Origin of the sequence: Geodermatophilus siccatus (assembly GCF_900103785.1) — a bacterium.
GTDB lineage: Bacteria > Actinomycetota > Actinomycetes > Mycobacteriales > Geodermatophilaceae > Geodermatophilus > Geodermatophilus siccatus.
Map to the genome: position 1 here is coordinate 169,804 of NZ_FNHE01000003.1, position 20,841 is coordinate 190,644.

The following is a 20,841-nucleotide window of genomic DNA, read 5'->3' on the forward strand; positions in this document are numbered from 1 at the left end:
GGACACCAACGTGCGAACGCGTGCCCAGTCCAAGCAAGAGCACGGACTCGCTATGGCGGTCGTGGATGCCCCGCTGAGCAGCGGCCGTCGGGAACCCAAGTGACGGAAGAGGGTGCCCGTGCGCTTGCGATGGCGCTGATACCGGAGTCTCCCGCGCCGCTGAGCCTTGCGGAACTGGAGAACCACCTTGCCGGGGCAGCGGACCTGTTGCGCGGGACTATCGACCAATCCGACTTTAAGGCATACATCTTCCCGTTGATGTTCTTCAAGCGAATCAGCGATGTGTACCTGGAGGAGTACCGCGACGCCCTGGCCGACTCCGGGGGCGACCATGAGTTTGCGGCGTTCGCGGAGAATCATCGGTTTGCGATACCCGAAGGCTGCCTGTGGGCGGACGTCCGCTCGCGGACAGAGAATGTTGGCCAGGCGTTGGTGACCTCGTTCCGAGGTATTGAGAAGGCCAACCCTCTGACGCTCTATGGCATCTTCGGCAACGCCTCTTGGACGAACAAGGACAAACTGTCCGATGCGCGACTTCTTGACCTCATTGAACATTTCTCAACGAGGCCGCTAACCAATGCGGCTGTATCGCCGGACGTGTTCGGACAGGCGTACGAGTACCTTATCAAGCGTTTCGCCGACCAGTCCAATAAGAAGGCTGGGGAGTACTACACCCCACGTTCGATCGTGCGCTTGCTCGTAGACATCCTTGCCCCACAGGAGGGCGAGACGGTCTACGACCCTGCCTGCGGCACCGGCGGCATGCTCATTGAGGTCATTGAGCACGTGAAGCGCAACGGTGGCCGCCCTCAGTTGCTCTGGGGCAAGTTGTTCGGCCAGGAGAAGGTTCTGGCCACCTCCGGCATCGCCCGGATGAACATGCTCTTGCACGGCGTCGAGGACTTCGACATCGTCCGCGGGGACACACTCCGCGATCCGGCCTTCTTTGATCGAGACCACCTGGCCCAGTTTGACTGCGTCATCGCCAACCCGCCGTTCTCCCTCAAGAACTGGGGCGAGTCCGAGTGGGCGGCGGATCGTTGGGGCCGCAACGCGCTCGGTGGCCTGCCCCCGAAGGGCTACGCAGACTGGGCCTGGGTGCAGCACATGACCGCCTCGGCGACCTCCCGTACCGGCCGTGTCGCCGTTGTTCTTCCTCAGGGCGCGCTGTTCCGGCACGGGGCGGAGGCCCGGATCCGCAGACACTTCATAGAGGCCGACAAGATTGAGGCCGTCATCGGCCTGGCGCCGAACCTGTTCTACGGAACCGGGTTAGCCGCCTGTGTGCTGGTCCTGCGCCAGCACAAGCCCGCCACTACGAAGGACAAGGTCCTCTTCCTTAACGGAGAGATGCTCTTCAACAGAGGGCGTAATCAGAACACGCTCGACCCTGAGCATGCCGAGACGCTCCTGAAGGCATACCAAGCCTTCGTCGACGAGCCCGGCTTCGCTCATGTCGCGTCCCTGTCAGACGTCGCGGCTAACGACTTCAACCTCAACATCCCGCTCTACGTTGACCCCACAGACGACCGTGACGGATCAACTCTTGAGGAATCTCTTGCTGGCCTGGAACAAGCGCAGCGATTGGCTTCGGCCGCCCGTGCCGACCTAGAGGCCGAACTCGTCAAGTGGGGATTGGGTACATGAGCGCCCCGATACAGCGCATCACACAGCAGGAACTGGAGTCCTACCTTTGGGGCGCCGCCGTACTCCTTCGTGGCCTTATCGACGCAGGTGACTACAAGCAGTTCATCTTCCCCCTCGTCTTCCTCAAGCGCCTGTCCGACGTTTATGACGAGGAGCACGCCGCTGCACTTGAGGTCTATGGCGACGAAGAACTGGCAGACCTGCCTGAGAATCACCGCTTCGCCATCCCCGAGGGCGCCCACTGGAAAGACATCCGTGCGACCACCCGCAACAAGGGCGCCACGCTGCTTAAGGCAATGCGCGCCATCGAGGCCGCTAACCCTGACAGCCTATACGGCGTCTTCGGGGACGGTGACTGGGGGAACAAGGACCTCCTGCCGGACTCCACACTCAACGACCTCGTCGAGCACTTCTCCAAGAAGACGCTGTTGGTGGCAAATCTCCCAGAAGATGAACTTGGGCAAGGGTACGAGTACCTCATTAAGAAGTTCGCTGATGACTCCGGTCACACCGCGCAGGAGTTCTATACCAACCGCACACTCGTTCACTTGATGACTCTCATGCTCCAGCCGGAACCGGGAGAGTCCATTTACGACCCCACCTGCGGGACCGGCGGCATGCTTATCTCGACCGCCGCCGAGGTGAAGCGGCAGGGCAAAGAGTGGCGCAACCTCCGCCTATACGGCCAGGAACTCAACTACGGCACCTCGGCTATCGCCCGCATGAACCTCTTCTTGCACGGGGTTGTTGACGGTCACATCGCCCACGGCGACGTCCTCGCAGCGCCGGCCTTCCACGACGCGCACGGACAACTGCGCACCTTCGACGTCGTCCTTGCGAACCCGCCGTACTCCATCAAGGCATGGAACCGTGCGTCGTTCACGAAGGACCCCTACGGGCGCAATGCATGGGGTGTTCCGCCACAAGGAACGGCGGACTATGCCTTCATCCAGCACATCGCCAAGAGCCTAAACCGGAGAACTGGTCGCGCGGCGGTCTTGCTGCCTCATGGTGTCCTGACCCGGTTCGCAGAGGCCCAGTTCCGGCGCGCCATGGTGGAATCCGATCTGGTCGAATGCGTGATCGGGTTGGCGCCAGGGCTGTTCTACAACTCGGGGATGGAAGCCATCCTACTGATTCTGCGGGCAGACAAGCCAGCCGATCGACGCGGCAAGGTTCTCTTCATCAACGCTAGAACACAGTACGTGCGCGAGCAGGCCCAGTCTTTCCTCCGCACCAGCCATCAACAGATGATCTTGACGGCCTATCAGGCGTTCGCGGACCAAGGTGGTTTCGCGCACGTCGCCACGCTTGACGAGATTGCCGAGAAGGACCACAGCCTCGCGATCCCGCTCTACGTCAGCGAGTCAGCGGCCCCGAGCGTCAACGAGCAGGTCTTGGTCAACGATGCCGTCGCGTTGTGGCGGCAGGCGGTTGCAGAGTCCGACTCGGCGATCAACCGGGTGCTCGGCATGCGTCGAGAGGGGATGCGTCAGTGAGCCTGAACCTTGACAAGAGCACGTGGAAGCGCGTCCGCCTCGGCGATGTGATTGCCCGCTCCAGGCAGCAGGTCGATCCGCAGGCCGGAACTGTCGATCGCTACGTCGCCGGAGGGCACTTCGACTCTGGATCGCCGATGGTCGAACGTTGGGGCGACGTGAACGACGGGCAGATGGGATCCACCTTCCGTTACGTCTTCCATCCGGGGCAAGTCCTCTTCATCTCTGCGAGACCGTATCTGCGCAAAGTAGCCATCCCGCAGTTCGGCGGCGTCGTAGCAGACAAGACCTATGTACTGGACGCCATCTCCAAGAACGGACTCCTACAAGACTTCCTTCCCTTCCTTCTGCTGTCTGACCGCTTCTGCGAGTTTGCGATGGCAGAAGCGACGGGGTCCATGAACCCGCGGCTTCTCTGGGGCGCGATGCAACGGTTTGAGTTTGACCTGCCCCCAGTCGAGGAGCAGGAACGGATTGCGCGTCTCCTGTGGTCTTGCACGCGTAGTGTCGCGGCCTCCGAGCGGGTACTCGGAAGTATGGAGCAGGTGGCCCGGTCTTGGCGTTCCTCCGTCTTCTCCGCTGGTCCTCAGGACCGTCTCGACAAGTTCGTCGAAGTAGCACTCGGCAGGCAGCGCGCCCCCCAGCATGAACAAGGCGATCACATGCTGCCGTACGTGCGAGCGGCCAACATCAAGGATGGGCGCATCGACATGACGGATTTGAAGGTCATGAACTTCACGCCAGCCGAGCAGGAGAAGTTTCGCCTGGAGGCGGGGGACGTGCTCGTTACTGAGGGATGCGGATCCCTGAAGGAACTGGGAAACTCCGCTGTCTGGCAACGTGAGGGCGATCGAGAGGTCTTCTTTCAGAAGACTCTCATCCGTCTTCGATCTATTGAGGGTCGCAGTAATGCGACTTTGGTCCGCGAGTGGGCTCGCTGGGCCCAAGAGGCTGGACAGTTCGCGCGAATAGCCAAGGGAACCGGGATTCTCCACCTCACGGCAGTCAGGTGCGCTACTCTGCCGTTTCGGCTCCTAACAGAAACGGAGCGCGACCAAATCTCCAAGGAGGCGGACGACCTTGAGTCGGCCTTGGCCGTCCTGCATGAGGCAGTGTCTGTGGAGCGACGGATGATGTCGAGTCTTATGGAGAGTCTTTGGAGCGTCGCGTGACGTTCAACGAGGCGAACTCGGTTCGAGACTTCGTACGCGATCTCGTTGGGTCGGTAGACGTGCAGTTCATTCCCGGAAGAGAACTCCCTCGGACGACGGACAGCGTCCTTCTAGAGGCGCAGGTGAAGGCGGCCCTGATCCGGCTCAATCCGGAGGTCGAATCGGAACCGAGCCGGGCTGACGAAGTCCTGCACCGGCTGCGGGCCATCATCCTGTCCGCGCGGCAGGGAAGCCTTCTTGCGGCGAATGAGGAGTTTGCGGCCTGGCTGAACGGCGATCGGTCGATGCCGTTCGGGCCCGGCGGAGCGCATACGACGGTGCGACTGATCGACTTCGACAACCCCCAGGCGTCGGCGAATAAGTGGATGGTGTCCACGGAAGTCACCTTCACGAGCGGTCGCATCGAGCGCCGCTTCGACCTGGTCCTGTGGTGCAATGGCCTGCCTGTCGTCGTGGGTGAGGCGAAGTCCCCGGTTCGGCCCGCTTACTCCTGGTTCGACGCGGCTGCCCAAATCCACGACGACTACGAGAAGAACGTGCCGTCGTTCTTCGTGCCGAATGTCCTGTCCTTCGCTACGGAGGGCAAGGACTTCCGGTTCGGCTCGGTCGGGATGCCGGTCGGGATGTGGGGACCATGGCGCAAGGAACCTGATGGCAGCGCACCGGTGCCGGTGGGCCTGGCGGCCGTCGAGGAGGCCATCAGAGGAGTGCTGTTCCCGGCGACGATCCTGGACTTCCTCCGATTCTTCACGGCGTTCGCCACGGATAAAAAGCACCGCAAGATCAAGGTCATCGCTCGATTCCAGCAGTTCCAGGGCGCCAACCTGATGGTCGAGCGCGTTCTCAACGGCCGGATCAAGAAGGGTCTAATCTGGCACTTTCAAGGCTCGGGCAAGTCGCTGCTCATGGTCTTCGCCGCCCAGAAGTTGCGCGCGATGGCCCGGCTCGCCAACCCGACTGTGCTTATCGTCGTGGACCGCATCGACCTCGACACCCAGATCACGGGGACCTTCACAGCGGCGGACGTGCCCAACCTCGTGTCATCCGACAGCCGCGCTGAACTCCAGCAACTGCTCCGTGAGGGCGCTCGCAAGGTCATCATCACGACCATCCACAAGTTCTCGGAGGCGCCCGGCGTCCTCGACGACCGTCACAACATCATCGCGATGGTCGACGAGGCGCACCGCACCCAGGAGGGCGACCTCGGTCGGAAGATGCGCGAAGCGCTTCCGAACGCCTTCTTGTTCGGTCTCACCGGCACCCCGATCAACAAGCGGGACCGCAACACCTTCTGGGCGTTCGGGGCTGAAGAAGACAAGGGTGGCTACCTGTCCCGATACACCTACCAGGACTCCATCCGCGACGGCGCCACGCTGCCCCTGCACTTCGAGCCCCGCCTGAGCGAGATCACCATCGATCAAGAGGGCATCGACGATGCCTTCAACGAACTCGCCACCCGCCACGACTTGAGCGAGGCGGAGAAGACGGCCCTCTCGCAGAAGGCAGCGTCTCTGGAGACGTTGATCAAGTCTCAGGACCGGGTCCAGAAGGTCGCCGCCGACATTGCTGAACACTTCACGAGCAAGGTCGCGCCCAATGGCTTCAAGGGGCAGGTCGTCGTCTACGACAAGGCCGCCTGCGTCGCCTACAAGGAGGCACTCGACGGCCTCCTAGGGGCGGACGCCTCGGCTGTGGTGATGAGCATTGACGCACGGGACCCGCAGGTTTGGAAGGACTGCTTCGCGCTCGACAAGGACGCGGAAGCGAAGTTGCTGGCCCGCTTCAACGATCCGGCCGATCCGCTCCAGGTCATCATCGTGACCGCCAAACTGCTGACCGGCTTCGACGCCCCAATTCTCCAAGCCCAGTACCTCGACAAACCTCTCCGCGACCACACGCTCCTCCAGGCGATCACCCGGACCAACCGGACGTACGCCGAAAAGGGCAAAACCCACGGCCTGGTCATCGACTACCTCGGCATCTTCGACGATGTCGCGCAGGCACTCCTCTTTGACGACAAGAGCGTCCAGCGGGTCATCACCAACATCGCTGAGTTGCGGAACCAACTGCCCGTAGCGATCGCGACAGCGTTGTCGTTCTTCCCCGGCGTGGATCGAACGGTGAGCGGCTATGAAGGGCTCATCCAGGCCCAAGCAGCGCTCGCGGACGACGCCGCCAAGGACGCCTTCGCCCTTGCGTACAGCATCGTTGGGCAGTTGTGGGAGGCACTCAGTCCCGACCCGATCCTCAGTGATCACGAGGCGAACTACCGATGGCTCACCGACGTGTACGAATCGGTCAAGCCGACCGACCTCACCGGACGCCTCGTCTGGCACTCACTGGGTGCGAAGACCCTCGGTCTGATCAACGAGCACGTCACCGTCGAGGTACCGCGCACCGATCTAGAGACGATCATCCTCGACGCGCAGGTCATCGAGGACCTCTCCTCCGGCAAGCAGCGGGAGGTCAAGGAGGAACTGGAGCGGCAGATCACCGCTCGCATCGCCAAGCACATCAACAATCCGAAGTTCGTGGAACTGGGCCAGCGGCTCAACGCGCTTCGCGAGAAGTACAGCCACGGGCAGCAGGCCAGCCTGGAGTTCTTGAAGGAACTGTTTGCTCTTGCTCGCGACACCGTGGCTGCCGAGAAGGAGGTCGCCGAGGTGCCCCGCGAGGAGCGCGGCAGGGCGGCCCTCACCGAACTGTTCGAGTCCCTGAAGGACGCCGACACCCCTGTCATGGTGGAGCGTGTCGTGAACGATGTAGATCAGGTGGTGAAGTCTGTCCGGTTCGATGGCTGGCAGAACACCTCTGAAGGCGATCGACTGGTGCAGCAGGCGCTGCGCAAGACCCTCTACGTCAAGTACAAGATCCGCGACAACGATGTGTTCGAGCGAGCGCTCGGCTACATCCGTGAGTACTACTGAGAACCTCTTTTCCTCCTACTGCTGAGTCTCTCTCTCCTTCGTTGACACGGCGGTCAGGCTGGTGCCCATCGCCTGGTTAGGACTGGAGAAGCGGGCTTCGGCGGTGACGTGATGACACGCCCACCTGCCGAATAAGGTCTTGTGCACGCTGCACGCCAACAGCGCCCGCGAGGCGGTCACCAAGATGTGCACCCTGCCCCTGCTGGCCGGCGAGAACATCGGCCACGCGTTCGTCGTCCCCACGGTGGCCGCCAGCGTCGACCTGGTCGTGCACGTTGGCAGCGACCCCGACGGACGGCGCCGAGTGCGCGAGGTCGTCGCCGTCCCGGGCCGCGCCGAGGACGGCGTCATCGAGCTCGCCGACGTCTTCACCACCCGCGACGGCCAGCTGGTCCGCGGCACCGGCTACCCGCCGCACGCCGAGCGCTTCGCCGCCCACGGCTTCGACCTGCCCGCCCTGCTCGACGACGCGCGGTGGCGCGGGTGATCGGCGCCCTGCTCGGGTTGCTGCTCGGCGTCGGCCTGCTGCTGGTCTGGCGCAGCGGCCCGCGCGCCCCGCAGCGCCGGGACCGCACCCGGAGGCCGTCGCGCCGGCAGCAGCAGCTGGCCCCGGCCGGGCTGACCGGCATCAACGCCGCCCAGCTCACCGCCCTGCAGGCCGGGCTGGGGCTGCTGGCCACGGTCGTCGTCCTGCTCACCACCGGCACGGTCACGGTGAGCCTGCTCTTCGGCGCCTTCGCCGCCGCCCTGCCCGTCGTCCAGGTGCGCCGGCTGGCGGTCAAGCGGCGGGCGGACCTGCGCGAGGTCTGGCCGGAGGTCGTCGACAACCTCGCCTCCGCCGTCCGGGCCGGGCTCTCGCTGCCCGAGGCGCTCTCCGCGCTGTCCACCCGCGGGCCGGAGGTGCTGCGCCCGCCGTTCGCCCGGTTCGCCGCCGAGTACCGCTCCAGCGGCCGGTTCGGGAACTGCCTCGACCGGCTCAAGGACGACCTGGCCGACCCGGTCGGCGACCGGATCGTCGAGACGCTGCGGGTGGCCCGCGAGGTCGGCGGCAGCGACCTGGGCCGCGTGCTGCGCACCCTCGCCTCGTTCCTGCGCGAGGACGCCCGTGCCCGCGCCGAGCTGGAGACCCGGCAGGGCTGGGTGGTGCAGGCCGCGCGGCTGGCCGTCTCCGCGCCGTGGGTGGTGCTGCTCCTGCTGGCCACCCAGTCCACGACGCTGGAGGCCTACGACTCAGCACTCGGGACGGCGATCCTGCTCGGCGGCGCGGCGGTCTGCCTGGTCTCGTACCGCCTGATGCTGCGGATCGGCCGGCTGCCGCAGGACGTGCGGGTGCTGCAGTGAGTGAGCATCGCAGCGAGCGCCAACGGGCGAGGAGCGGATCGAACGGGCCGCGGAGCGGCGGGGTGACACAGTGAGCGCCTCGTCGGCGGGGATGCTGCTCGGCCTGGCCGCGGCCGGCGGGGTGCTGCTCGCGGTCACCTTCGCGCCGCCGTTCCGCTCGGTGCGCCTGGTCGACCGTCTGGCCCCCTACGTGCACGACACCCCGCCGCCGTCCCGGTTGCTGGGCACCGCGACCGAGGCCGGGCTGCTCACGGCTGTCCGGCGGCTGTTCGGCCCGGTGGTCACCGACGGTGCCCGCTTCGTCGACCGGGTCCTCGGCGGCCGGACGGCGGTGCGCCGGCGGCTGGATGCGCTGGGCAGCGACGCCGGCGTGGAGGACTTCCGGGTCGAGCAGGTGGTGTGGGGCGGCCTCGGGCTGCTCGGCGCGGCGCTGCTGGCGACGGTCGGCTCGCTGCTGGCCGGGGACGTCAACGTGCTGTCGGTGGCGCTGCTGTGCGTGGCCGGGTTGGTCGGCGGCGTCCTCGGTCGGGACTGGTGGCTGACCCAGCAGGTGCAGCGGCGGGAGGAGCTGCTGCTGGCGGAGTTCCCCGTCGTGGCCGAGCTGCTGGCGCTGGCGGTGACGGCGGGGGAGAGCCCGACCGCGGCGATCGCCCGGGTGACCCGGCTGTCGGGCGGCGAGCTCGCCGGCGAGCTGGGCGCGGCACTGGGCCGGGCGCGCGCGGGCGTACCGCTGGCCGACGCGCTCCAGCACCTCGCCGACCGCACCTCGCTGGACCCGCTGGCCCGCTTCGTCGACGGCCTGCTCGTGGCCCTCGAGCGCGGCACCCCGATGGCCGAGGTGCTGCGGTCGCAGGCCGCGGACGTCCGGGAGGCCGGCAAGCGCCGGCTGCTCGAGGCCGGCGGGCGCAAGGAGATCGCGATGATGGTGCCGGTCGTCTTCCTGGTGTTGCCGGTGACCGTCCTCTTCGCGCTCTACCCCGGCTTGATCAGCATCGTCTCGCTGGCCCGATGAGCCCGCGGACACGACAGGGAGGACGCAGCATGCCGAAGTTCGCGGGGGTCCTGGCGGCGCTGGCCGCACTGGCCGACCGTCTGCGCGGGGACGACGCCGAGCGGGGTGACGTGCCCGGCTGGGTGATGATCACGGTGATGACGGCGGCGCTGGTGCTGGCCATCCTCATCCCGTTCCGCGAGGCGATCGTCGCCGCGGTCACCAACGCCCTGGCCTCCGTCACGGCCGGTGGCTGAAGAAGGACCACCCTCCTCTCCACACCTCGCACGCTCGGCGCGGGCCCCTGGAGGGTGGCCATTGCAGCCGCGCACCACCCCGCTGCTGGCAGGCTCGCAGCGGGACGGCGAGCGGGGTGCGGCGGTCGTGGAGTTCGTGTTCGTGTCGGTGCTCGTCGTGGTGCTCCTGCTGGCCGTGCTGCAGGTGGCGGTGTACGTGCACGTGCGCAACGTGGTGACCGCCAGCGCGCAGGACGGCGCCCGGTTCGCGGCCAACGCCGACGTGCCCTCGTCCGCGGGTGCCGACCGTGCGGTGGCGGTGGTGGCGCGGGCGACCTCGCCGCGGACCGCCGAGGGGCTGGTGTGCAGCTCGGTGGAGGAGGTCGACGCCAGCGGGCTGACGCTGGTGGTGGTCCGCTGCTCGGGGGCGGTGCCCACGCTGCTGGCCGGGTTGGGCTCGCTGCTGCCGGTCGAGGTCACCGGCCGGGCGGTGGAGGAGGCGCGGTGAGCGAGCTTGCGAGCTCACCATGGGCAGCGCAGGTCCATCGCACGGGGCCGACGAGCGCCGGCGGGGAGGGCGCGTGAGGTGGCTGCGGGCCCGGCTGGGCATGGTCGCCGGGGAGCGCGGCTCGGCGCTGGTGGAGTTCACGTTCATCGCGATCGTGGTGTTCGTGCCGCTGGCCTACGTCGTGGCGGGGTTCTCGGCGGTGCAGCGCGGGGTGTTCGCGTCGACCGCGGCCGCGCGGGAGGCCGGGCGGGCGATGGGCACCGCGCCGGACCCGGTCACCGGCGCGGCGCGGGCGGAGGCCGCGGCGCGGCTGGCGGTGGCCGACCAGTCGGTCGACGCGACCGATGTCCACGTCGGCTACGCCCCGGCCGGTGCCGGCTGCGACGCCGCGGGCGGCTGGACGCCGAGGCTGGCGCGCGGGGAGGAGTTCTCCGTCTGCGTGACGGTCACGGTGCGGATCCCGCTGCTGCCGGAGTTCGTCGACGCCAACACCGCCACCGGCCAGTTCGTCGTCGAACGCGACCGCTACGTCGACGCCTGAGCCGCCCATTGCCGGCGTTCCCCGCGCCCTGCCGGTCCTGCAGCACCGGCAACCCACGGACGACGCCGCAACGGCTCCGCCGGTGGGCAGGGGACGGCGCTGCCTACGACGTCCCCGCGACACCGCGCACGGTCCGTCCGCGGACACGAGCGGTCGGTGAGGGACACCGGCAGTCGTCCGGAGCGGCGGGCAGGGACGAAGGACCCGGTGGTGGTCCGCTGCGCGTGGGTGGCAGCATCGCGTCCCTTCTGGCGGGACGGGACGGTCTCGCCGTGGGTGAGACAAGCCTGGGGGAGACCATGCGCGTGCTCAGGGCCACGGTCGTTGCGGTGGTGGGGGCGGCGGCAGTGCTGTTCGCACCCGGGGTCGCCACAGCCGCCGTCGGATCCCAGGACTGCAACCCGCCGTGGTTCTGGTGGATCCCGCTGCCCTGCCTGACGGAGTAGCTCCGCCCGGTGTGGGGCACGTCGCCGGGTCACGCGGCGCAACCGCGGTGGACCGACTCCAAACCGCGATGATCGTCACACCCTGCAACAGCGGGTTCCGGTGCGTGTCGGCGCGCCGAATGTGGTGACGCCGGTCTCTGTACTCGAACACGCGCGGTGTTCGCAGCTGTACCTCTGTGTCCCGCGATCGGGCACGCTCCGTGACGGACATGCCCAGCGAGGCGTTCCTCGACCGCAAGATCACCGGATCCGTTGGCGCGTGGCAGACGCCCGTGCTTACGGTGCCTGCCGGCGCCCGAGCGGGTGCCCGAGTGAACGATGTGGAGAACCGAAGGTCCCACCGACGCCATGCGCAGGTGCACGGGGGGAGAGGGCGGCGACGAGGCCGCTGTCCTGTCCGGTCCCACCCGCCTGGAGAGGGAGTTGGAATGCCCTGCCTGCCGCGTCCGAGTCCTCGTCCCCACCGGTCCCGTCAGAGCTGACGCCGGACGCCTCCACCACCGCTCAGCCGTCCACCTGAGCTGAGCGCACGCCCGCTGTCGGGCGTCGCGAGCACGCCCGTCGTGCTGCGCCCTCCGATCCCGGCAGCAACCCGGCCGACCGAACCGGCCCGGCTCCCCCAGGACGCCGGCCGGGATCCCGGCCTGCCCGCGTGACCTCCCCGCCCCCTCACGAACGGTTGCCCCATGCCCTCATCCGCCCTCGCGCCCCGCCGGTCCGCGTCCCCGACGCCCTCCCGCGCAGGAGGCAGCCTCCCGGTCACGTCCCGGCGTGGCTGAGCGCAGCTACCCCTACGCCGACTTCAGCGAGCTCGCCGGGCCGCTGCAGGAGCCGGCGGAGGACTCCCGCATCCGGTTCGAGCCGGTGTCCCGTGGCGGCGCGCGCATCCGGGCCTGGCTGCTGGTGACCGCGGCCCTGCTCTTCGAGGTGCTGTTCCTGGTCTTCCTGCTGCGGCCGGCGCACCACCCGGAGTGGGCCGGCGACTGGCGCTCGGTGCTGGTCGTGGCGCTGATCGGCAGCGTCGCCGTCATCGAGGCCCTGCGCCTGGTGAACGTCTTCACGCTGGCGGTCGCGACGCTCAACGCCCGCGACCCGATCCCGCTGACCCCGCTTCCCGGTCAGCGGATCGCGTTCATCACCACGATCGTGCCGAGCAAGGAGCCGATCGAGATGGTGCGCCGGACGCTGGAGGCCGCCCGCGCCGTCCGGTACGAGGGCACGCTCGACGTCTGGCTGCTCGACGAGGGCGACGACCCGGCGGTGCGCGCCATGTGCGCCGAGCTCGGCGTCCGCCACTTCACCCGGGCCGGCGTCCCCGAGTGGAACCAGCCCACCGGCCGGCACAAGGCGCGGACCAAGCACGGCAACTACAACGCCTGGCTCGACGCGCACGGCGACGGCTACGACTTCTGGATCTCGGTGGACTCCGACCACGTGCCGCTGCCGAACATGGCCGAGCGGCTCATGGGCTACTTCCGCGACCCGGACGTCGCCTTCGTGGTGGGCCCGCAGGTGTACGGCAACTACGACACCTTCGTCACCCGCGCCGCCGAGTCGCAGCAGTACCTGTTCCACAGCGTGCTGCAGCGGGCGGCCAACCGGTTCCGCGCCGCGATGTTCGTCGGCACCAACAACGCCGTCCGCATCTCGGCGCTGCGCGACATCGGCGGGCTGCAGGACTCCATCACCGAGGACGCCGCGACCAGCCTGGTCTGGCACGCCAGCACCAACCCGCGCACCGGCGCGCGCTGGCGGTCGGTCTACACCCCCGACGTCCTGGCGGTGGGCGAGGGCCCGAGCACCTGGCGGGACTACTTCACCCAGCAGGGCCGGTGGGCCCGCGGGACCGACGAGATCGTGCTGCGCCGCTTCTGGCGGCTGGCCCCGCGGATGGCCGTCGCGCAGCGGCTGCACTACACGCTGCTGATGTCGTACTATCCGGCGACCGCGGTCAGCTGGGTCCTCGGCGTCACCAACCTGGTCGCCTACCTGCTCACCGGCGTCGCCGGCCTGCTGGTGTCGGCCCAGCTGTGGCTGATGCTCTACGTCAACGCCGCGGTGCTGCAGGTCGCCGTCTACTTCTGGAACCGCAGGCACAACGTCAGCCCGCACGAGGAGGAGGGCTCCTCCGGCGTCAGCGGGATGGTGATCTCGGTGATGTCGACGCCGCTGTACGTCAGCGCGTTGTGGGCCGCGATCCGCAACCGCAGCACCGGCTTCGCCGTCACCCGCAAGGGCGCGGTCAGCGGGAGCAGCCTGGCCGCCTTCTCCCGGCACCTGGCCTGGGCCGCCGTCCTGCTCGTCGCGCTGGTGACCTCGCAGCTGCTCGGCCACACCCACCCGGCGATCCGCGTCTGGGCCGTGCTGAGCCTGGTCATGTGCCTGCTGCCGGTGGCCATCTGGGCCACCGCGTCGGTCCGGCAGCGCCGGCACGCCCCCGAGGGGACGCCGTCCCTGCCCGCCCCGGTCGTACCGGACGCCGTCGCCGCCGTCCGCCCCCGCACGCCGGCCGTCACCTTCGTCGGCAACCGCGCGGTCGACGTCCCCCAGACCCAGGAGAGCACCCGATGATCCGACCCAAGCCGAAGCGCAGCCGCCGGCTGCGCAACGCCGCCCTGGTCGCCGCGACGGTGACCGGGCTGGTCGCGGCCAACGGCCCGGTCGTGAGCGCCGTCGCGCAGGAGGCCTACCACGACTTCGAGCGCAGCCGGCCGGACTACAAGGCGCAGTACGGCTCGTGGGAGACCATCGAGCTGCCCGAGGAGTACCGGACGCAGGCCGTCCACGCCGCGTTGCTGCACACCGGCAAGGTGCTGTTCGTCGCCGGGTCGGGCAACGACGCGAAGGACTTCGAGGCCGGCAGCTTCGAGACGATCGTCTGGGACCCGGTCACCGGCGACACCAAGGAGGTGCCGACGCCGGAGGACCTGTTCTGCTCCGGGCACGCCTACCTGCCCAACGGCAACCTGCTCATCGCCGGTGGCACGCGGGAGTACGAGGTGCTCGCCGACGACGTCACCAGGGCCGCCGGCGTCCTCACCGTGAAGAACGAGCGGCACGACGGCCCGGTCACCCTGCCCACGGGCACCCGCTTCACCGCGCGCGGCCACAGCTACGTCTCCACCGAGGACGTGACGGTGCCGCCCGCGCACCTGATGGGCGACGGCAGCTCCATGGCCGGCGAGCAGGACGTCTGGATCGAGGCCGAGGAGGAGGGCGACGCCCCGGTCGTCACGGGCGGCCAGCAGTTCCAGGTCGAGGACGTCGAGCCCGAGCGGCGCCGCGACCTCTACGGCCAGGGCGACACCATCACCCTGGACAAGCAGAACTACCGCGGGCTCGACGCCTCCTACGAGTTCGACGTCGCCACCGAGACCTACCGCAAGACCGACCGGCTGACCGAGTCGCGCTGGTACCCGACGCTGGTCGGCCTGGAGGACGGCGGCGTGCTCGCCGTCTCCGGTCTCGACGAGCACGGCCAGGTCCTCGACGGCGAGAACGAGGTCTACGACCCGGCCACCCGCAGCTGGGAGGACCGCCCCGAGCTGGAGCGCTACTTCCCGACCTACCCGGCCCTGTTCCGGCTCGCCGACGGGCACCGGCTGTTCTACAGCGGCTCCAACACCGGCTACGGGCCGGCCGAGGAGGGCCGCCAGCCCGGCATCTGGGACCTCGACGACAACAGCTGGACCGACGTCCCCGGCCTGCGCGACCCGGAGTTCAACGAGACCAGCTCCTCGTTCCTGCTCGCGCCCGCGCAGGACCAGCGGGTCGGCATCGTCGGCGGCGGCGGGGTCGGGGACAGCGAGGAGTCCACGGCGCGCTTCGACGTCGTCGACCTCAGCGAGCCGGAGCCGCGCTACGAGCCGGCCGCCAGCGACTACCCGAGCCCGGCGCGCTACCTCAACGCGGTCACGCTGCCCGACGACACCACCCTGCTCACCGGGGGCTCGGTCGGCTACCGCGGCAACTCGCAGAGCGACCTGCACCTGACCACGGTGTACGACCCGCACAGCGGCCACCTGCACGAGGCGGCGCCGAACGAGGTCGGGCGCAACTACCACGCCACCGCGCTGCTGCTGCCCGACGGGCGGGTCATGACCATGGGCTCGGACCCGCTGTTCTCCGACGAGGAGAACACCATCCCGGGAAAGTTCGAGACGCGGATCGAGATCTACTCCCCGCCGTACCTCTTCGCCGGCGACCGCCCGGAGGTCACCGACGCACCGGAGGAGGTCACCCGGGGCGGCTCCTTCCCGGTCACCGCCGACGGCGAGGTCGCCGAGGCGCGGCTGGTGCGGCCCAGCGCGGTGACCCACCAGACCGACCCCGAGCAGCGCTCGGTCGCCCTCGACGTCCGGCCGGCGTCCTGCCCGGAGACGGGGGCCGGCGAGCCCGCCGCCGAGCACCCCGCGGACTGCCCGGACGGCTGCTGCGGCAGCGGCTCCTACGAGCTCGGCGTCCCCGAGGAGGAGGGCCTCACGCCCAACGGCTGGTACATGTTGGTCGTGGTCGACGAGAAGGGCGTCCCCTCCCCGGCGCGCTGGGTGCACGTCGGATGAGGACGCGTCTGCACGCCCGACGGTCCGTCCAGGCCACGGTGCTGGCCGCCGTCGCCGGCACCGCGGTCGCCTGCGGCGGCGCCGACACCCCCGAGACCCCGGCGGCGGAGTCCGGCCGGCTGGCGGGGGAGGAGCTGTGGCTCAACCCCGAGGGCCACGGTCCCGCCGCGGTCCAGCAGGCCCTCGCCGAGGGGCGGACGGCGGACGCCGAGGCGCTGGCCCCGCTGGCCGACCAGCCGACCGCCACCTGGATCGCCACCCCCGACAACCCCTATCCGGCGGTCGAGGAGATCTCCCTCGCCGCGGCCGCCGAGGACGAGCTCCCGGTGCTGGTGGCCTACAACGTGCCGGGGCGGGACTGCGGGTCCTACTCCGCCGGCGGCGCCGCCGGCGTCGACGCCTACCTGAGCTGGATCGGCAGCTTCGCCGCGGCTCTCGGCGACCGGCCCGCGGTGGTCGTCCTCGAGCCGGACGCCGTCCCCCAGGCCCTGGTCGGGTGCGAGGGCGTCGACCCCGCGGCGCGGTACCAGATGCTCGCCCAGGCCGTGGAGATCCTCGACCGGCAGCCGGAGACCCGGGTCTACGTGGACGCCGGCAACGCCAGCTGGGTGGACGACCTGCCGGCGCTGGCCGACGCCCTGCGCCGCAGCGGCGTCGACCGGGCCGACGGGTTCGCCCTCAACGTCTCGAACTACGAGACCACCGAGGCGAGCGCGGACTACGGGCTGGAGTTGTCCCGGGAGCTCGAGCAGGGTGCGCCCGAGGGCACGCCTCCCGCCCACTTCGTCGTCGACACCAGCCGCAACGGCGCCGGCCCGCCGGAGGACGCCCCCGGCGGCGAGGGCCGCTGGTGCAACCCGCCGGACCGGGAGGTCGGCGCCGCGCCGACGACGTCCCCCGACCTGGACCGGGTCGACGCGCTGCTCTGGGTGAAGCAGCCGGGCGACTCCGACGGCACCTGCGCAGGCGGTCCGCCCGCCGGGCAGTGGTGGCCCGAGATGGCCCTGGAGCTGGTGGACGGCGAGGACGGCTGACGGGGGACCTCCCTGCCCCGGCCGGTCAGCCCGTGGCGACGCCGCGGCACTCGCGGAGGTAGTCCGCCCAGTCCCACCCGGCGAGGAAGTCCCGCGCCGCCGTCGTCCCCGCGCTCACCAGCCGCGCCCGCTCGGCCGGGCCGATGTCGAAGTCGGTCGCCCGGGTGCCGCTGGTGTCGATGGAGACGGCGCGGCGGCGCACGCACGGCTGGGCGAGGTAGGTGCGGTCCCGCCCGTTCACGGTGGTGGCGACCAGGGAGTCCAGCAGGCGCACCGGCGGCGGCAGCAGGCGGCGGTGGGGGAAGACGGAGACCTCCCCGTCGGAGAGGACGTCGCCGACCCCGACGCCGAAGGTCGGCCAGCGCGGGGGAGCGGCGTCGGTGCGGTCGAAGATCTCCACCGGGAAGTTCGACAGCACCCCGCCGTCCAGCAGGGTGGACCGCCGCCCGGTGCGGGGGTCGCGCAGCGTCTGCGGCGCGAAGAAGAACGGGATGGCCAGGGACGCCCGGATGGCGTCGGCGACCGGCTGGGCGTCGGGGTCCAGGCCGTAGTCGCGGTAGTCCCAGGGCAGCCGCAGCAGCCGGCCGCGGGTGACGTCGGTCGCCGTCACCACCAGCCGGTAGCGCTGCCACGGCGCCAGCGTCGGGTCGTCGCCGGGGTCCTCGCGGCGCAGGTCGCCGAAGGTGTGCACGCCGAGGTCGGCGAGCTCCCGGCGCACCCACTCGGTGACGTAGCGCCCGGGGTGCAGCCCGGACCGGGTGAGCAGCCCGACCGCCGGGGCGACGACGGGCACCGGTGCCCAGGCGTCGGGCACCCGGTCGTACTCCAGGCGGGACGTCCGCTCGAGCACGCCGTCGGCGTCGAGTCCGGTGGCGAGGAACGCGGCGAGGACGGCGCCCGCCGAGGAGCCCGCGACCCGCTCGAAGCGGTAGCGGCGCAGCAGCTCGACGGTGGCGCCGACCAGGGCGATGCCCTTGACCCCACCGCCCTCGAGGACCAGGTCGGCCGGCAGCCGGTCGGGAGGGGGCACGCCCGCACCGTAGGCACGCCCCCTCCCGCTCCGCTCAGCCGCCGCGGCCCACCTCCGCGGCCACCACGCCGCGGAGGGCGAGCATGAGCGCCGGGTCGGAGGTGTTCCCGCGATCGAGGGCGATGCGGGCGTCCGCGGGCAGGCTGGCCAGCTCGACGTCGTCGAGCCAGGCCGTGTCGCCGCCCATCCGGCGGCCGACCTTCAGGCTGTCGCCCTCGGGGCGGAGCACGTAGTCCTCGCTGTCGACCGTGATGGTCATCTCCTCGTCCATGCCCCCGCCCTACCCCGCGGAGCTGTCACTCCACCCCTGCAGGATGGCCGCGTGACGGACGACGTGTGCGAGATCGTGGTCACGGGAAGTGACGCGGAGTGGCTGAGCGGGTACACACGGACACTGGTGGAGGAGAGACTGGTGGCCTGCGGTCACCAGTTCGCCGCCATCCGGTCCGTCTACCGCTGGGAGGGCGCCGTGCACGACGAACCCGAGGCGCGCGTCGCCCTGCACACCCGGCGGTCGCTGGTGCCGGAGGTCGTCGCGCGCACCGCCGAGCTCCACCCGTACGACGTCCCGTGCGTCATCGCCCTGCCGCTGGTCGGGGGCAACCCCGACTACCTGCGCTGGGTGGTGGAGGAGACGCGCGAGCCACGGGACGGAGGGGGGTGGGGCAGGGCATGAGCACCGTCCACCTGGGCACCGTGCCCACCGAGACCGACGAGGACCGTTCGGACCTGGCAGGAGGGCTCGTGGGACGACGACCGGAGGAGCACGACCTGCCCCTCGACGTCCGCCGCCGGGTCGACGGTCCGGCCCAGCCCGCCGTCGTCGTCGAGGCCGTGCTCGACGCGCTGCCCTCGCCGACCCTGCTGATCGACGCCGGCGGCACGGTGCTGCTGGCCAACACCGCCTGGGAGAAGGTCGCCGACGTCCTCGGCGACGACCGGGTCCGCGTCGGGGTCGACGGCGACTACTTCGCCATGGCCCGCCGGCTCAGCGGGGACGACAGCACCGCCACGCTGATCGAGGAGCTGCGCGCGCTCTCCCGCGGCGAGCGCCCCTCGGTGCAGGCCGACTACGCCCTCCAGCTGCGCGGCGGCACGCACTGGGTCCACCTGCAGGCCTCGCGGGTCGACCAGGCCGGCCAGGTCGTGGTCACCCACACCGACGTCACCAACCGGGTCGCCGCCGAGCGGGCCTCGCACTGGCGGGCCCGCCACGACACCCTCACCGAGCTGCCCAACCGCGCCCACCTGCACGAGCTCATCGACGCCGAGCTGCAGCAGCACGACCGGGGGCCGGTCTCGGTCCTGTTCCTCGACGTCGACGGTTTCAAGGACGTCAACGACTCCCTCGGCCACGAGGCCGGCGACGACCTGCTGCGCCAGATCGCGCAGCGGCTGACCGGCGTGACCCGCGTCGGCGACACCGTCGGCCGGCTGGGCGGCGACGAGTTCGTCGTCCTGTGCCGCGACTGCGACTCCACCGGCGCGGAGGCCCTGGCCGACCGGTGCCGGGCCAGCATCGACCGCCCGTTCGACCTCGGCGGCCGGTTGGTGCGGCTGGGCGTCAGCATCGGCATCGCCACCGCACCGGACTCCCCGACCCGGGTGCGCTCCACGGACCTGGTCCGCGACGCCGACCTGGCGATGTACGCGGCGAAGGCGGCCGGCCGCAACCGGGTCCGGCTGTTCACCGCGGACCTGCGCGCCGCCGCCCAGCACAAGGCCACCGTCGCCGCCGAGCTGCGCGACGCGGTGGACGACGGCCAGCTGGTGCTGCACTACCAGCCGGTGCTGCACCTGGCCTCGGGCCGGTGCACCGGGGTCGAGGCGCTGGTCCGCTGGCAGCACCCGCGCCGGGGCCTGCTCGCGCCGGCCGACTTCCTGCCGACGGCGCTCCAGCACGACCTGATGACCCCGATCGCCCGCTGGGTGCTGGGCGCCGCGACCCGGCAGACCGCGGCGTGGGCGGCGGCCGGGCTGCACCTGGTCACCTCGGTGAACATCAGCGCCAACCACGTCGCCACCGGCACGCTGGTCGCCGACGTCCACGAGGCGCTGCAGGCCTCCGGGCTGCCGCCCGAGCAGCTCGTCGTCGAGCTGGCCGAGCGCTCGGTGGCCGAGGACGTCGATCGCGCCGCCGCGCAGTTCGCCGAGCTGCGCCGCTCCGGCGTCGAGGTCTCGATCGACGACTTCGGCAGCGGCTTCTCCTCGCTGGGCCAGCTGGTCGCCATGCCGACCGGGCTGCTCAAGATCGACCGCAGCCTGGTGGCCTACCCGCAGGGGCGGCGCAGCCAGGCGGCCGCGGCGATCGCCGCCGTCGTCGCGCTGGCCCGGGCCTGCGGTGTGCGCACCCAGGCCGAGGGCGTGGAGACCGCCGAGCAGCTGGCGCTGGCCACCGAGCTCGGCTGCACCTTCGCGCAGGGCTACCACCTGGCCCGGCCGATGCCCGCCGAGGACCTGACCGGCTGGCTCGCCGGGTACGCCGCCCAGCCGGCCACCGCCCTGTTCTGACCGGCCTCCCGGCGGGCGCCCGCCGCGAGCGTGCGAGCGGTGGGGGGCAGGGAGGTCCTCCGTCAGCCGGGTTCGCCGCGCATCTTGCGACGGGCCACCACGACCAGGTCGACGGCGGCCGCCGCCGCCAGCACGAACAGCACCACCGCGGGCCAGGCCGGCAGGTCGTCGCCGGAGAGCCAGAGCAGGCCGGCGCCCAGGCAGAAGACGAGGCCGAAGGCGGCCAGCACCAGCCGCAGCGTCAGCGCCGACCGCGCCGGCGGTGCGCCGCCGATGCCGGCCGTCGGGTCGTGGTGGTCGGGGAGGCCGCGCTGGTAGTCCTCGCGGGACCGCCGCCGGCGGGGTTCGCTCATGCCGTGGCTGCCTACCCGGTCCCGGAGCGCGACTACCCTGGGT

At 70.2% G+C, this 20,841-nt stretch carries 18 protein-coding genes; 15 read left to right on the top strand and 3 right to left on the bottom strand.

Annotated elements, in window-relative coordinates; genetic code table 11:
- The first annotated feature begins 99 nt into the window (after positions 1–99).
- The 13 genes from BLS21_RS06690 (at position 100) to BLS21_RS06755 (ending at position 16,904) form a co-directional block, all read left to right on the top strand.
- Entirely contained in the window at positions 100–1,647 is a 1,548-nt protein-coding gene (locus BLS21_RS06690; protein ID WP_245700117.1) for a type I restriction-modification system subunit M, read from the top strand.
- Positions 1,644–3,146, top strand: coding sequence for a type I restriction-modification system subunit M (locus tag BLS21_RS06695; RefSeq protein WP_091216437.1), 1,503 nt, complete (start codon positions 1,644–1,646; stop codon positions 3,144–3,146). Before BLS21_RS06690 ends, BLS21_RS06695 begins: the two co-directional genes overlap by 4 nt.
- A complete protein-coding gene (locus tag BLS21_RS06700) occupies positions 3,143–4,318 on the top strand; it encodes a restriction endonuclease subunit S (RefSeq protein ID WP_175479467.1) in 1,176 nt (391 codons plus the stop codon). Before BLS21_RS06695 ends, BLS21_RS06700 begins: the two co-directional genes overlap by 4 nt.
- Complete coding sequence (locus BLS21_RS06705) at positions 4,315–7,245, top strand: type I restriction endonuclease subunit R (protein ID WP_091215523.1); 2,931 nt, start codon at positions 4,315–4,317, stop codon at positions 7,243–7,245. Before BLS21_RS06700 ends, BLS21_RS06705 begins: the two co-directional genes overlap by 4 nt.
- 139 nt (positions 7,246–7,384) lie before the next feature.
- A complete protein-coding gene (locus tag BLS21_RS06710) occupies positions 7,385–7,732 on the top strand; it encodes a CpaF/VirB11 family protein (protein WP_245700118.1) in 348 nt (115 codons plus the stop codon).
- Entirely contained in the window at positions 7,720–8,586 is an 867-nt protein-coding gene (locus BLS21_RS06715) for a type II secretion system F family protein (RefSeq protein ID WP_245700120.1), read from the top strand. Before BLS21_RS06710 ends, BLS21_RS06715 begins: the two co-directional genes overlap by 13 nt.
- Before the next feature lie 70 nt (positions 8,587–8,656).
- Positions 8,657–9,598 (top strand): type II secretion system F family protein, encoded by a 942-nt coding sequence (locus tag BLS21_RS06720; RefSeq protein WP_091215526.1) that lies wholly within the window; start codon positions 8,657–8,659, stop codon positions 9,596–9,598.
- A gap of 29 nt (positions 9,599–9,627) precedes the next feature.
- Positions 9,628–9,834, top strand: coding sequence for a hypothetical protein (locus BLS21_RS06725; RefSeq protein WP_091215529.1), 207 nt, complete (start codon positions 9,628–9,630; stop codon positions 9,832–9,834).
- A 61-nt stretch (positions 9,835–9,895) separates the two neighbouring features.
- Entirely contained in the window at positions 9,896–10,321 is a 426-nt protein-coding gene (locus BLS21_RS06730; RefSeq protein ID WP_091215533.1) for a TadE/TadG family type IV pilus assembly protein, read from the top strand.
- A gap of 73 nt (positions 10,322–10,394) precedes the next feature.
- On the top strand, positions 10,395–10,862 hold the full coding sequence (locus BLS21_RS06735; protein WP_091215536.1) for a hypothetical protein: 468 nt from the start codon (positions 10,395–10,397) through the stop codon (positions 10,860–10,862).
- A 1,217-nt stretch (positions 10,863–12,079) separates the two neighbouring features.
- Positions 12,080–13,879: a glycosyltransferase family 2 protein gene (locus tag BLS21_RS06745; protein WP_091215541.1), complete on the top strand. Its 1,800-nt coding sequence runs from the start codon at positions 12,080–12,082 to the stop codon at positions 13,877–13,879.
- Positions 13,876–15,870: a radical copper oxidase GlxA gene (glxA, locus tag BLS21_RS06750; RefSeq protein ID WP_091215543.1), complete on the top strand. Its 1,995-nt coding sequence runs from the start codon at positions 13,876–13,878 to the stop codon at positions 15,868–15,870. The genes BLS21_RS06745 and glxA overlap by 4 nt, the downstream gene beginning before the upstream one ends.
- Positions 15,867–16,904 carry a glycoside hydrolase family 6 protein gene (locus BLS21_RS06755; RefSeq protein WP_091215546.1) on the top strand — a complete coding sequence of 346 codons (1,038 nt, stop codon included), beginning with the start codon at positions 15,867–15,869 and terminating at the stop codon, positions 16,902–16,904. The genes glxA and BLS21_RS06755 overlap by 4 nt, the downstream gene beginning before the upstream one ends.
- Before the next feature lie 25 nt (positions 16,905–16,929).
- Here BLS21_RS06755 and BLS21_RS06760 read toward each other — a convergent pair whose 3' ends face one another.
- Positions 16,930–17,934: a patatin-like phospholipase family protein gene (locus BLS21_RS06760; RefSeq protein ID WP_175479468.1), complete on the bottom strand. Its 1,005-nt coding sequence runs from the start codon at positions 17,932–17,934 to the stop codon at positions 16,930–16,932.
- Positions 17,935–17,968: 34 nt separating this feature from the next.
- Positions 17,969–18,205 carry a hypothetical protein gene (locus tag BLS21_RS06765; protein WP_091215549.1) on the bottom strand — a complete coding sequence of 79 codons (237 nt, stop codon included), beginning with the start codon at positions 18,203–18,205 and terminating at the stop codon, positions 17,969–17,971.
- A 51-nt stretch (positions 18,206–18,256) separates the two neighbouring features.
- Between BLS21_RS06765 and cutA the strand changes: the two genes are divergently transcribed.
- Both cutA and BLS21_RS06775 read left to right on the top strand, forming a co-directional pair.
- Entirely contained in the window at positions 18,257–18,610 is a 354-nt protein-coding gene (gene cutA / locus BLS21_RS06770; RefSeq protein ID WP_091215552.1) for a divalent-cation tolerance protein CutA, read from the top strand.
- Positions 18,607–20,445 carry a putative bifunctional diguanylate cyclase/phosphodiesterase gene (locus BLS21_RS06775; protein WP_091216445.1) on the top strand — a complete coding sequence of 613 codons (1,839 nt, stop codon included), beginning with the start codon at positions 18,607–18,609 and terminating at the stop codon, positions 20,443–20,445. The genes cutA and BLS21_RS06775 overlap by 4 nt, the downstream gene beginning before the upstream one ends.
- Positions 20,446–20,507: 62 nt before the next feature.
- On the opposite strand, the gene BLS21_RS06780 is transcribed toward BLS21_RS06775, so the two are convergent.
- Complete coding sequence (locus tag BLS21_RS06780; protein ID WP_091215555.1) at positions 20,508–20,798, bottom strand: DUF6343 family protein; 291 nt, start codon at positions 20,796–20,798, stop codon at positions 20,508–20,510.
- Between the last annotated feature and the right edge of the window lie 43 nt (positions 20,799–20,841).

Coding starts and splice junctions, on each gene's coding strand:
- glxA (WP_091215543.1), top strand. CDS start 13,876: ATGATCCGACCCAAGCCGAAGCGCAGCCGCCGGCTGCGCAACGCCGCC.
- BLS21_RS06755 (WP_091215546.1), top strand. CDS start 15,867: ATGAGGACGCGTCTGCACGCCCGACGGTCCGTCCAGGCCACGGTGCTG.
- BLS21_RS06725 (WP_091215529.1), top strand. CDS start 9,628: ATGCCGAAGTTCGCGGGGGTCCTGGCGGCGCTGGCCGCACTGGCCGAC.
- BLS21_RS06780 (WP_091215555.1), bottom strand. CDS start 20,798: ATGAGCGAACCCCGCCGGCGGCGGTCCCGCGAGGACTACCAGCGCGGC.
- BLS21_RS06695 (WP_091216437.1), top strand. CDS start 1,644: ATGAGCGCCCCGATACAGCGCATCACACAGCAGGAACTGGAGTCCTAC.
- BLS21_RS06775 (WP_091216445.1), top strand. CDS start 18,607: ATGAGCACCGTCCACCTGGGCACCGTGCCCACCGAGACCGACGAGGAC.
- BLS21_RS06765 (WP_091215549.1), bottom strand. CDS start 18,205: ATGGACGAGGAGATGACCATCACGGTCGACAGCGAGGACTACGTGCTC.